This window comes from Yoonia ponticola, from assembly GCF_014199395.1.
GTDB lineage: Bacteria > Pseudomonadota > Alphaproteobacteria > Rhodobacterales > Rhodobacteraceae > Yoonia > Yoonia ponticola.
In genome coordinates this window covers 194,854-206,796 of sequence record NZ_JACIJM010000005.1, presented here as the reverse complement: position 1 = coordinate 206,796, position 11,943 = coordinate 194,854, and the positions used below count along the sequence as shown (strand labels likewise).

Annotated in this window: 12 protein-coding genes; 10 read left to right on the top strand and 2 right to left on the bottom strand. The window is 54.3% G+C overall.

The features are described from left to right. Window positions 1–9: 9 nt before the first annotated feature. On the bottom strand, window positions 10–840 hold the full coding sequence (coxB, locus tag FHS72_RS10410; protein ID WP_183528792.1) for a cytochrome c oxidase subunit II: 831 nt from the start codon (window positions 838–840) through the stop codon (window positions 10–12). Between the two features lie 196 nt (window positions 841–1,036). Here coxB and tldD point away from each other — a divergent pair, with 196 nt between their 5' ends. The 7 genes from tldD to FHS72_RS10375 all read left to right on the top strand — a co-directional run bounded on the left by tldD (window position 1,037) and on the right by FHS72_RS10375 (window position 8,969). Then, on the top strand, window positions 1,037–2,458 hold the full coding sequence (tldD, locus tag FHS72_RS10405) for a metalloprotease TldD (protein WP_183528790.1): 1,422 nt from the start codon (window positions 1,037–1,039) through the stop codon (window positions 2,456–2,458). Then, on the top strand, window positions 2,458–2,883 hold the full coding sequence (locus tag FHS72_RS10400) for a hypothetical protein (protein ID WP_183528788.1): 426 nt from the start codon (window positions 2,458–2,460) through the stop codon (window positions 2,881–2,883). Before tldD ends, FHS72_RS10400 begins: the two co-directional genes overlap by 1 nt. Window positions 2,884–2,972: 89 nt before the next feature. Continuing rightward, window positions 2,973–4,097 carry a DNA-processing protein DprA gene (dprA, locus tag FHS72_RS10395; RefSeq protein WP_343042675.1) on the top strand — a complete coding sequence of 375 codons (1,125 nt, stop codon included), beginning with the start codon at window positions 2,973–2,975 and terminating at the stop codon, window positions 4,095–4,097. Between the two features lie 158 nt (window positions 4,098–4,255). Beyond that, window positions 4,256–6,913 (top strand): type I DNA topoisomerase, encoded by a 2,658-nt coding sequence (gene topA, locus FHS72_RS10390; protein WP_183528784.1) that lies wholly within the window; start codon window positions 4,256–4,258, stop codon window positions 6,911–6,913. A gap of 115 nt (window positions 6,914–7,028) precedes the next feature. Next, a complete protein-coding gene (locus FHS72_RS10385; RefSeq protein WP_183528782.1) occupies window positions 7,029–7,571 on the top strand; it encodes a L,D-transpeptidase in 543 nt (180 codons plus the stop codon). 79 nt (window positions 7,572–7,650) lie between these two features. Beyond that, window positions 7,651–8,346: a CoA transferase subunit A gene (locus tag FHS72_RS10380; protein ID WP_183528780.1), complete on the top strand. Its 696-nt coding sequence runs from the start codon at window positions 7,651–7,653 to the stop codon at window positions 8,344–8,346. Next, a complete protein-coding gene (locus FHS72_RS10375) occupies window positions 8,346–8,969 on the top strand; it encodes a 3-oxoacid CoA-transferase subunit B (RefSeq protein ID WP_183528778.1) in 624 nt (207 codons plus the stop codon). Before FHS72_RS10380 ends, FHS72_RS10375 begins: the two co-directional genes overlap by 1 nt. Before the next feature lie 101 nt (window positions 8,970–9,070). Here the strand turns inward: FHS72_RS10375 and FHS72_RS10370 are convergent, their stop codons facing one another. Then, window positions 9,071–9,892 carry a lytic transglycosylase domain-containing protein gene (locus tag FHS72_RS10370; protein ID WP_183528776.1) on the bottom strand — a complete coding sequence of 274 codons (822 nt, stop codon included), beginning with the start codon at window positions 9,890–9,892 and terminating at the stop codon, window positions 9,071–9,073. Window positions 9,893–10,246: 354 nt separating this feature from the next. On the opposite strand from FHS72_RS10370, the gene FHS72_RS10365 reads away from it, so the two are divergent. The 3 genes from FHS72_RS10365 (at window position 10,247) to cpaB (ending at window position 11,767) form a co-directional block, all read left to right on the top strand. After that, window positions 10,247–10,450: a Flp family type IVb pilin gene (locus FHS72_RS10365; RefSeq protein ID WP_183528774.1), complete on the top strand. Its 204-nt coding sequence runs from the start codon at window positions 10,247–10,249 to the stop codon at window positions 10,448–10,450. A 189-nt stretch (window positions 10,451–10,639) separates the two neighbouring features. Further along, entirely contained in the window at window positions 10,640–10,828 is a 189-nt protein-coding gene (locus tag FHS72_RS10360) for a hypothetical protein (RefSeq protein WP_183528772.1), read from the top strand. A gap of 69 nt (window positions 10,829–10,897) precedes the next feature. Then, the gene (gene cpaB / locus FHS72_RS10355) at window positions 10,898–11,767 is read left to right on the top strand and encodes a Flp pilus assembly protein CpaB (protein WP_183528770.1); all 870 of its coding nucleotides are present in this window, start codon (window positions 10,898–10,900) and stop codon (window positions 11,765–11,767) included. Window positions 11,768–11,943: the final 176 nt, after the last annotated feature.

Here is an 11,943-nt window from a genome sequence, read left to right as displayed (position 1 = left end):
TTTGTTTTATTATGCTGGGTTCTGCTCTTTTGCAGCAACCAGCCATTCGTCGTAGTTTTCTTGGCTTACGACTTTGACAGTTATTGGCATGTAGGCGTGGTCTTTGCCGCAAAGCTCTGAACACTGGCCAAAGTAGATGCCTTCTTGCTCAGCTGCGAACCAAAGTTGGGCCAAACGTCCTGGCACCGCGTCTTGTTTCACGCCAAATGCTGGGATTGTCCAAGAGTGGATCACGTCCGCGCCAGTGACTTGCATCACGACTGTCGCACCAACCGGCACAACAACGGCTGTGTCTGTGGCGAGCAAGTGCTGGTCTTGGGTGTAACCGTAGTCTTCCAGATCTTCTTCAGCCAGCATGTAGCTTTCGAAATACACTTGATCGTCGGTGTATTCGTAGCCCCAGTACCACTGGTAACCAGTTACTTTGATGTTGATGTCGGCTTCTGGGATTTCTTGCTGCTTGAACAGAACGGGCAACGAGAACGCGCCGATAAAGACCAAGATCACAACAGGAATGATCGTCCAAGCGACTTCCAACGGCGAGTTGTGTGTGAAGGTCGACGGTGTCGGGTTCGACTTTCTGTTAAAGCGGATCACGATCCATGCGATCAGACCAGTCACGAACAAAGTGATGATAGTGATGATCACCAGCAACATGCCGTCGAGCCACTGCAAATCGCGGGCAAGTTCGGTTGATGCTGGCTGAAAGCCGGTCGCGCCATAAGTCGGCTGGCCGATGATTTCCAGCTCTTGATTGACCTCTTGGGCGGATGCCGTAGCACCTGCAAGAATCAGGCCCGCAGAGGCCCAAAGTGATGTCGCGATAGTCGTCAGTCGCATGTCATGTCCTGTCTGTCTTGGCGCACATCTGCGCAATCGTTCGGGCTACATCTTGAGCGAAACACTTCACCTCGCGACGGAATCCCGTTGTAACCTGCCGCTCTAGTCCCATATTTGAATGAACAACTCAAGAACCGCTGTTGCGGCAAACGGACGCTTTTGTCCTTTGTACCATCATTCCGAAGGGAAAACCTGCATGTCCGCCGATCCATTCCGTCCGTTTGACACAAATCTCGACCGCGACACGGCGCTTGCGTTGCTGCAAGAGGCCACACATGGGGCTGATGACGGTGAATTGTTTTTAGAACGGCGGCGGTCCGAAGTGCTTTCGTTTGACGATGGTCGTGTGAAAACTGCTAGTTTTGATGCCTCCGAAGGATTCGGCCTGCGGGCTGTGAAGGGCGAGACCGCAGGCTACGCCCATTCCACCACGATTGATGAACATGCGCTGAAGCGTGCCGTGTCCACCGCCCGTTTGGCTGTCGGTGATGGCGGCGGCACGATGGCCGATGGTCCGATTGGCACAAATAAAAAGCTGTATTCCGACGAAGACCCAATGTTACAGGCCACTTTCCCTGCGAAAATCGATGTGCTGCGCGAGATTGATGAATTTGCGCGCAGTCTGGATAAACGTGTGGTGCAGGCCTCTGCCGTGCTGGCCGCGTCGCATCAAGAAGTCCTGATTCTGCGTCCCGACGGCGTGCTTGTCACCGACACCCGCCCCATGTCGCGCTTGAACGTCAGTATTATTGTCGAGCAAAACGGCCAACGCGAAAGCGGTATGGCTGGCGGCGGTGGTCGCGCCGGACTGATCGGGTTGATTTCGCGCGATAACTGGGAACCTGCCGTGCGCGAAGCGTTGCGGATCGCCCTTGTGAACCTTGACGCTGAACCTGCGCCCGCTGGTGTGATGGACGTGGTGCTTGGGCCTGGTTGGCCTGGTATTTTGTTGCACGAAGCGATCGGTCACGGGTTAGAGGGTGATTTTAACCGTAAAGGGTCCAGCGCCTTTGCCGGACTGATGGGCCAACAGATCGCGTCAAAAGGCGTGACTGTATTGGACGACGGCACGATTCCTGATCGGCGCGGCTCGATTACCGTCGATGATGAGGGCACGCCAAGCGCGAAAAATACGCTGATCGAGGACGGTGTGTTGGTCGGCTACATGCAGGATCGCCAGAACGCACGGTTAATGGGCGTGGCCCCCACGGGCAACGGTCGGCGCGAAAGCTACGCGCACGCACCGATGCCGCGCATGACCAACACATATATGCTGTCGGGGCCTGACAGTCCGGAATCGCTGGTTGCTGGCCTGAAAGACGGGATTTACGCGGTTGGCTTTGGTGGTGGTCAAGTGGACATCACAAACGGCAAATTCGTGTTTAGCTGCACCGAAGCGTATCGCGTGAAAAACGGTGTTATCGGCGCGCCTGTGAAAGGCGCCACGCTGATCGGTGACGGTGCAACCGCGCTCAAGCATATTCGCGGCATTGGCAACGATATGGCGCTTGATCCGGGCATCGGAAATTGCGGCAAAGCGGGGCAATGGGTGCCTGTTGGTGTGGGCCAGCCAAGCCTGATGATCGGTGGACTGACGGTAGGTGGCGCTGCTGCGTAATGCGAAAAGCGGCGGCTTATCGGGATGTTAGCTGGGGTGACGCGGTCCAAGCGGCGGCAGTATGCTGGATTGGCCTGCCGTCTATTGCCTTCGCAATAGCATTTGCGATCTTTTCACTACCTTACAGCATGACAGCGGCGGACCCCGTCAGATTTGTAGGTGCTTACACAGGTGTTATTGCCGCATCCGTGGTCGTTAGTTGGCTGCCCCTTGCCATCATGGTTCCGGTCGTGCAGTTCGTTTTTAACAGGCAAATGGGATTCGTGTTCATCGGGTTCACAATCGGCACCGGCGTTGGTGGCGCATTGGGATTTGGTTTGTTTGGTCAGCAGTACTTGATGGCTGGTCTTCTGGTTGGTGCGATATATGGCGCTACAAATTTTGCCGTTTTGCGCCGACTAAATCGCCTGCCTCCCCATAAATAGCGGTCAGATTGACTTAAACTGTTCATATCCTGTTAAGAATTTCCATCTAACACTATGGGTGTAGCAAACGGAGAACGGACATTGGAGACGTGACACCTTCCACTCACCCCCCACTCCCACCCACCACGGAAGACGAATCTTTTCACCGTCTCCGTTTGCTGCGCTCACGCCGCGTTGGAATCGCGACCTATAGGCGTATGATCGGTGAGCATGGATCAGCACAGGCCGCATTACAGGCGTTACCAGATGTTGCGCGTGCAGCGGGCGTGTCCGACTACCAGATTTGCCCTATCGGGGTTATTGACGCAGAATTGCGGGCCGCGCGGGCGGCAGGTGCGGTATTAATCGCCGATGACAGCCCCGATTATCCCGCTTCCCTGCGCGAAATTCACGACGCACCACCCTTGCTTTGGACATTAGGACGGCGGGAATTACTGCACCGCCCTATGGTCGCTCTTGTCGGCGCGCGGAACGCGTCATCGTTGGGAACCCGCATGGCAAAAGCACTGGCGGCTGACCTGTCCGCAGCGGGCATTGTCGTCGTATCCGGCCTCGCGCGCGGTATCGACACAGCAGCGCATCTGAGCAGCCTACAAAACGGAACAATCGCGGTGCAAGCCGGTGGCGTCGACACCATCTATCCCACCGAAAACACAAAGTTGGCTCAAGACATCGGCAAAATGGGGTTACGCGTGTCCGAGATGCCAATCGGGGTGCAGGCGCAAGCCAGACATTTTCCATCGCGCAACCGCATTATATCGGGTCTCGCAAGCGCCGTTGTCGTTGTCGAAGCCGCCGCAAAATCCGGCAGTCTGATCACGGCGCGCAACGCATTAGATCAAGCGCGTGACGTTTTCGCAGTCCCCGGTCATCCGTTTGATGCACGGGCGGCGGGCTGTAATATGTTGATCCGCGACGGCGCACTGCTGGTCCGGTCCGCGCAAGACGTGATCGAAGCGATCGGCAGCATCGCCCCGAAACAACCCGATTTACCGCTGGCGCCACCTGCCGCAAAACCACCCCGCAGCCTGCGCGAAACCGCAGCACTTCACACCAGAATATTGGAACGATTGGGACCATCACCCATCGCAGAAGACCAGTTGATCCGCGATTTAGCAGCCCCCCCAACGGCCATCGCACCTGCGCTTATGGACCTCGAATTGGACGGCAAAATCACACGTCATGCAGGTGGTCTTTTGGCACGTGCCAACTAGCGGGCCGAATTCCCCGCAAATAAATTCATCACATTTCAATACGTTAATGGTTACAAAAAAGGGATTGTGCTTGCGTCCAAACAGACGCATTGACATTCATCCATACGCCCCCACATTTTGCGCACACCTTGCGTAAACCGTTTTTTGACAGGAATTTCATGCCAGTCGTCGTCGTCGAATCCCCAGCTAAGGCAAAGACAATTAACAAATATTTAGGCAGCGACTACACAGTCCTTGCCTCTTTTGGTCACGTCCGAGACCTGCCGCCGAAAGACGGATCAGTTGATCCCGACGACGATTTCGCGATGAAATGGGAGATCGCGAACGACAGCAAAAAGCACATCAAAGCGATTGTTGACGCCCTGAAAGACGACAACGAACTGATCCTCGCGACCGACCCCGACCGCGAAGGTGAAGCAATTTCGTGGCATTTGACCGAAGCTTTGACCGCGAAAAAAGCGATCAAGAAGGACACGCCTGTGTCCCGCGTCGTGTTCAACGCGATCACGAAAACAGCCGTGACCGAAGCGATGAAAAACCCGCGTCAGGTCGATGTGCCGCTGGTCGACGCTTATTTGGCGCGACGTGCGTTGGATTATCTCGTTGGATTTAAACTGTCCCCCGTCTTATGGCGCAAATTGCCCGGCGCGAAATCCGCAGGCCGTGTGCAGTCGGTGACGCTTCGGATCATTGTCGAGCGCGAGATGGAGATCGAAATCTTCCGCGCCCAGGAATATTGGTCCGTGAAAGCCGTCTTGCAAACGCCACGCGGCCAAACATTCGAAGCGCGGTTAACGACGTTAGCGGGTGATAAGCTAGATAAGTTCTCGATCGAGAACGCAACGCAGGCCGAAATGGCGGTTCAGGCGATCAATTCGCGCGATTTGGTGATCAAATCAGTCGAAGCCAAGCCCGGATCACGCAACCCATCGCCGCCATTCATGACGTCCACGCTTCAGCAAGAGGCGTCGCGGAAATTCGGCATGGGCGCGAAGCAAACAATGTCCGTCGCACAGCGTTTGTACGAGGCCGGTCTGATCACTTACATGCGGACCGACGGCATCGACATGGCGCCCGAGGCCGTGACCGCTGCCCGCGATGCAATCAAAGAGAAGTTCGGCGAAAAGTACGTGCCGGCCAGCCCGCGCATCTATAAAAACAAAGCGAAAAACGCGCAGGAAGCCCACGAATGTGTGCGCCCCACGGAGCTGATGGTGGATGCCGCTGCCGCTAAGATCGTCGATTCGGATCAACGAAAGCTTTACGATCTGATCTATAAACGCACGATTGCGTCACAGATGGCGGCGGCCAAATTCGAGCGGACTGCCGTTGATATTGGCAGCGACGACGGACAGGTTGTTCTGCGTGCGAACGGCCAAGTCATGGTTTTTGATGGCTTTATTGCCGTCTACGAAGAAGGCCGCGACGATGCTGTTGTGGACGATGACGATAAGCGTCTGCCGCAAATCCATGAAGGTGAAAAAGCCATTAAAGAAACGGTCACGCCGGAACAGCACTTTACCCAACCGCCGCCACGCTACACTGAAGCGACGCTCGTGAAACGCATGGAAGAGCTCGGCATCGGCCGCCCATCGACCTATGCGTCGATTGTGACGACGATTCAGGATCGCGGCTACGTGGAAAAGGACAAGAACCGCCTGATTCCGCAGGATAAAGGTCGGTTGGTTACAGCCTTCTTGTCCAACTATTTCAAAAAATACATCGGCTATGATTTTACCGCCGATCTTGAGAATCAGCTTGATGAAGTCAGCGCTGGCAATGGTGATTACAAAAAAGTTCTCGCGAATTTCTGGCGTGATTTCTCGGCTGCGATTGCTGAAACAGCGGACCTGCGGATCACCGAAGTTCTTGAGAAAATTAACGAAGTGCTTGAGCCACATTTGTTCCCGCCTGAGGAAGATGGCTCTGATCCGCGTGCCTGTAAAAACTGCGGCGTGGGTCGTTTGTCGATGCGGACCGCACGGTCCGGCGGCGCCTTTATCGGGTGTTCTAACTATCCGGAATGCCGTTACACGCGTCCATTTGGTCCGCCGAACCCAGAGGCCGAGGCCTCTGCGATCCCACCGGATGGCAAACTGTTAGGCGATGATGCGGGCGACGAAATCCGTGTTTTCAAAGGGCGCTTTGGCCCTTATGTGCAGCGCGGCCCTGTGACTGAAGAAAACAAGAAACCGCCGCGCCAAGGTGTGCCGCCTGATTGGAACCCTGAAGAGGTTGCATTGGCCGAGGCAGTGAAACTGTTGGAATTGCCACGCGAGATCGGGCCGCACCCCGAAGATGGCGTGATGGTTTGGGCCAATATCGGACGGTACGGCCCGTATCTGAAGCACGCGGAAAGCACGTCGCACCGTGGCGGCACCAACGCGAACCTAGAAGGCATCGACGAGGTTTGGACCGTCGGGATGAACCGCGCCGTGCAATTGCTGGCGGAAAAAGTCGCGTCTCGCGGTCAACGTGGCAAGGCTGCGACGCCAATCCGTGAGTTGGGCGAACACCCAGAGGTTGGTGGTCCGGTTAACATCTATGACGGTAAATACGGGCCTTATGTGAAATGGGAGAAGATCAATGCGACTATCCCTGACACAATTGAACCTGCCGATCTGACGTTAGCTCATGCTGTTGATTTGCTTGATGAACGGGCCGCGAAGTCCGGCAAAACCATCAAGAAAAAAGCAGCACCAAAGAAGAAAGCAGCCGCTAAAAAACCAGCGACTAAGAAGCCCGCAGCAAAGAAACCGGCCGCTAAAAAGCCAGCCGCTAAAAAACCTGCTGCAAAGGCAAAACCTGCTGAATGACGCAATGAAATACACGGGGGCGGTGCTTTTCCGCCCCCTGACGACCTTGTGATCGTGCGTTTGTTGACCGATATGCTAGGCATCCGTATCTCTTAAAAAAAGAGCAGGAGTTTTCATGATTAAATCGAGTTTGACACGACGGTCGGTACTGACCGGTGCCGCGGCACTACTCGCAGCCCCCGCATATTCGCAGTCAGCGACCCCGACCACGCGCAACACCGCAAAATTTGTCGCACAAAACTGGCAGGACCACTTTGACACGCTCGGCGTTGCCGCAATCGTTGCGGACACGGGCAGCCGTGCGCTTCATTTTTGGAAAGGCGATACGTATCACGTCTATCCAACGTCTGTTCCATTGACCGACGAGCTGACAAAACGCGGTTATACGGAAATCGTGCGCAAGCGCGTTGGCCCAGATTGGACGCCAACAGCGTCACAACGTGAACGGTTTGGCTGGGAATACATGCCGCCCGGACCGGAAAATCCGCTTGGCACGCATGCGATGTATCTGTCGTGGCCTGCGTATTTGATCCACGGAACACACGATACGCGCAAAATCGGACGTCCGTCGTCAGATGGATGTATCGGGCTGTACAACGAACAAATCGCTGATTTGTTTGAAATTACCCCAATGGGGACACAAGTCCGCGTTCTCTAACCTACGCTGCAGTGCCGCATTTCATTGACACTTGCCCTAGGGCAATTCATCAATGCGGCACTGATATGGGAGAGACGGGATGAAGAAGATTTACCCCAACGCAGCGGCGGCCCTTGATGGGCTTTTGCACGACGGGATGTTTATAGCAGCGGGCGGTTTTGGACTGTGCGGTATTCCAGAGCTTTTGCTGGACGCAATCAAAACTGCTGGCACGAAAGACCTGACATTTGCGTCGAACAACGCAGGCGTTGATGATTTCGGCATCGGAATTTTGCTGCAAACCAAGCAAGTCAAAAAGATGATTTCGTCCTATGTCGGTGAAAACGCTGAATTTATGCGTCAATATTTGTCCGGCGAGCTAGAGCTGGAATTCAACCCACAAGGCACATTGGCTGAACGTATGCGCTCTGGCGGCTGTGGCATTCCAGGTTTTTATACAAAAACTGGTGTCGGTACGGTGATTGCCGAAGGCAAAGAGCACAAAGATTTCGATGGTGAGACTTACATCATGGAAAAAGGCATCTTTGCTGATCTGGCCATCGTGAAAGCATGGAAAGCCGACGAGACAGGCAACCTGATTTTCCGCAAAACGGCCCGCAACTTTAACCCACCTGCTGCGATGTGCGGCAAGGTCTGTGTCGTTGAAGTTGAAGAAATTGTGCCGACAGGGTCGCTAGACCCCGATCACATTCACCTGCCGGGCATTTATGTCCACCGGATCATCCAAGGCGATCACGAAAAGCGGATCGAGCAACGCACAGTGAGGAGCGCGTAATGTGGGATCGTAACCAAATGGCCGCGCGTGCGGCGCAGGAACTGGAAGACGGCACATATGTGAACCTTGGCATCGGGATTCCGACGCTGGTGTCGAACTACATTCCTGAAGGTGTCGAAGTGACGCTTCAATCCGAGAACGGGATGTTGGGCATGGGCCCCTTCCCGACCGAGGAAAACATCGACGCTGATCTGATTAACGCAGGCAAGCAGACGATTACGGAACTGCCGCAGACGGCTTATTTCGATTCGGCGCAATCCTTTGGGATGATCCGTGGCGGCAAAATCGCCATGGCGATTCTTGGTGCGATGGAAGTTGATGAAAAAGGCGACCTTGCGAACTGGATGATTCCCGGCAAGCTGGTCAAGGGGATGGGCGGCGCGATGGATCTGGTCGCCGGAGTCGGTCGCGTGGTTGTCGTGATGGATCACACCAGCAAGCACGGCGTCAGCAAATTGCTGAAAGAATGCACGCTGCCACTGACCGGCAAAGGTGTTGTGGACCGGATTATCACAAATCTTGGCGTGCTGGATGTTGTCGAAGGCGGTTTGCGGATCGTTGAAACAGCAGACGGCGTGACAGAAGACGAATTGCGCGCGGCAACCGAAGCTACAATCGTTTAATATCTGCGACACAAACAAAGAAGGGCCGGATCATCGCGATGATCCGGCCCTTTATACTTTTATGCCTTCGGCGAGAGTTGTTTTGGCGAAATGAAGTCAGCCTACCGATTGGATATAGCGAAAACGCAGCCGTCAGACACCAACTGCGGCGGCGTTTGGCACAGGCCTTTGGCGACATTGAATGCGGCGAGAACCTTTGGCACATAAGCGCGGGTCTCTGGATAAGGTGGCACACCGTTGTTGTCGCGCACAGCCCCCTCGCCCGCATTGTAACCCGCCAACACGAGAATCGGGTCTTTATCGAAGTGTTTCATGAGCCAAGCGAGGTAAGCGACGCCTGCTTTGATATTCTCAGCAGGGTTAACGCGGTCTGTGACACCGAATCGCGCAGCCGTGGCTGGCATCAGTTGCATCAAACCAACAGCGCCTGCGTGGCTTTCCGCCTGAACCTGCCCAGCGCTTTCGATTGAGATCAGCGCAAGAACAAGAGCAGGCGAGACGTCAGTCCCAACTGTTTCGCGTAGAATCGTCATGCCGTGCGTTTGGGCGATGTCCTGAAGCGTCTGCAATCGCGGTGCAGGCACCGAATTGCCGCCCGGAGGGTTGTTGATCAGGTTTAATGCGATCTCAAGCCGACCTGGGCCGGTATCAGCGCGGGCGGGCGACACGGATGACCAGAACCATTCCATCCCAGAAGACGTCCGCGGTTGCTGTGGTTGCGCCGACGCGGGCGTTCCAGCGGCCGCAGGCGTGACGGGCGCACGTGGCGCAACCTGCACACTAATACGGTTGGATGCACCAGCGGTTGGCACGGTCACCCGTCGGAACGTAAAGTCTGGTTGAAGGCGCTTAATTTCAGCCGCGATGGGCCCAGCAGCGCAAATAAGCGCAAGCGCCGCTGCAAAAGCGGTTCGAATATACATTACCAATGTCCTGCCGACGTTTCTTATTACTACTATTCATGCCAGTTTCCGGCTCAATTACCAGCAAAACGAAAACAATGGGTCAATTCAGTTTCAATTGGACGCCAAAACGCAACGGATCGTAGGGTTAACTCAATAGGGATATACTTTAAATTGCAGCAAAAACCGTGACTTAAACGAAAAACACGACTTTTCGCGTTGGGGCGCAAAATTGCACCAACCACGACAAATTCTTGCCGCAATCAACCGTCAAAACTAACACATCCAAAGCGGGGATCGAGCCAACAAGAGGCCGGCACGAGACGATCCGCCAAGGTCATAGAAAATCTAGCGATACCCTGAGGAGGGAATTAAATGCTTAACTTTATTAAAAACTTCACAAACGACGAAGACGGCGCAGTAACAGTAGACTGGGTTGTTTTGACAGCTGCAATCGTTGCTCTGGGTCTTGTTGTTGGTAACGCTGTAAACACAGCAGCTACCGACAAAGCTGGCGATATCGTTGCTGACATCGGCGCGTCCGCCGGAACACTGTCTGTGACGGCTACTACTCCATAATTCGGAATTTAGTGTAGCGTGATTCAGTTTATCTGTTTTCGCTAATTAAGGCCGCATTGCTTTAGCAATGCGGCCTTAAAGTTATTTCAATACTGCCACTTTGGCCACTGAAACCTCACATTGCAGACATTTTTGCGCCACATAAATGTATCACCTTAGAATTGAAATTCTATGCCTTAGGGACTCACTATGAAATTATTCTTTGAGTATTTCAGTCGGGACGAAGACGGAGCAGTCACCGTCGATTGGGTTGTGCTAACCGCAGCGGTTGTGATACTCGCCGCGATCGTATTTGCGCCGATTCAAACTGGTGCGGTAGCTCGGACCAGTCAGATCGTGGACGTAGTGAATGAAAGTGGCAATCAAGCTTCCGACTAAAAAATGATAAGCTGTAAGCTCGAATATGGGTACGGTTTGTGAATATAAAAAAATGTTGAGGTAAATAAAATGCGTTCAGTTTTCGGTTTAGTCCTGATTATCGGCATGGGGCTCGCGGGCTTTGCTGTATATATGGTGAACGGTTACGTCAGTCAGACGCAAAACGAGCGTGACCTATTGCTGCAACGCGCAACAGCTGCCACCCCAACGGTCGCAGTTTATGCCGTTAATCGCCCGATGAAATACGGCGAAACACTTACGGCTGATGATGTTCAACTCATTCAATACGCCGAACCCCACCTTCCTGAAGGTGTGTTTCGCACTGAAGAAGCTTTGTTCCCTGAAGGTGACGAAGAACTGCGTGTTGTGACCCGCCCGATGGAGATCAACGAACCCGTTTTAGCTGTTAAAGTCACGTCACCTGGTGAAATCGCGGGTATCACGTCCTTGCTAAGCCCTGGAATGCGCGCCTTTGCGATTAGCGTCGACGTGCAATCCGGTGTGTCCGGCTTCTTGCGCCCGGGCGACCGCGTTGACGTTTACTGGTCCGGCAACATGCGCACGGCAGGTGGTAACAACGAGAACATTACTCAGTTGATCCTGACATCAGTTGAATTGATCGCGATTGACCAGACCGCGGACAACAACCGCAGCGATGCTGCAATCGCGCGGACCGTTACAGTTCAAGTCACCCCAGCCCACGTTGCCGCATTGACCCAAGCCAGCGCGACCGGAAAGCTGTCATTATCGCTTGTTGGTGCCGGAGATACAGAAACTCTTGCCGCCATCGCAATGGATCAGCGCACCCTGCTTGGCGTCGAAGAAGCACCCGAAGTTGTCGTCGAAGCGCCGGCTGTTGTTGAAGCCCCAAAGCAGTGTTTCATCAAACAGCGCAGCGGTGCTCAGGTTGTGGAAGTTGAGATCCCCTGCACGAACTAAGCGGCACCGGACGACAGAAATATGGGGCATCGCTGACAACAGCGGTGCCTTTTTTCATAGGCGACGCTGTCTTATTGACACTGCAGCCGCTCATTTTGTCGCGTCCACACAAGGGGTTTGGCACCATCTGTTGCCAGTTATCCACATAAGGAGCGACCTCCAACGCATTGATTCTT

Coding starts and splice junctions, on each gene's coding strand:
- FHS72_RS10370 (WP_183528776.1), bottom strand. CDS start 9,892: ATGTATATTCGAACCGCTTTTGCAGCGGCGCTTGCGCTTATTTGCGCT.
- FHS72_RS10380 (WP_183528780.1), top strand. CDS start 7,651: ATGAAGAAGATTTACCCCAACGCAGCGGCGGCCCTTGATGGGCTTTTG.
- cpaB (WP_183528770.1), top strand. CDS start 10,898: ATGCGTTCAGTTTTCGGTTTAGTCCTGATTATCGGCATGGGGCTCGCG.
- FHS72_RS10375 (WP_183528778.1), top strand. CDS start 8,346: ATGTGGGATCGTAACCAAATGGCCGCGCGTGCGGCGCAGGAACTGGAA.
- FHS72_RS10400 (WP_183528788.1), top strand. CDS start 2,458: ATGCGAAAAGCGGCGGCTTATCGGGATGTTAGCTGGGGTGACGCGGTC.
- FHS72_RS10360 (WP_183528772.1), top strand. CDS start 10,640: ATGAAATTATTCTTTGAGTATTTCAGTCGGGACGAAGACGGAGCAGTC.
- coxB (WP_183528792.1), bottom strand. CDS start 840: ATGCGACTGACGACTATCGCGACATCACTTTGGGCCTCTGCGGGCCTG.
- topA (WP_183528784.1), top strand. CDS start 4,256: ATGCCAGTCGTCGTCGTCGAATCCCCAGCTAAGGCAAAGACAATTAAC.
- FHS72_RS10365 (WP_183528774.1), top strand. CDS start 10,247: ATGCTTAACTTTATTAAAAACTTCACAAACGACGAAGACGGCGCAGTA.
- tldD (WP_183528790.1), top strand. CDS start 1,037: ATGTCCGCCGATCCATTCCGTCCGTTTGACACAAATCTCGACCGCGAC.
- FHS72_RS10385 (WP_183528782.1), top strand. CDS start 7,029: ATGATTAAATCGAGTTTGACACGACGGTCGGTACTGACCGGTGCCGCG.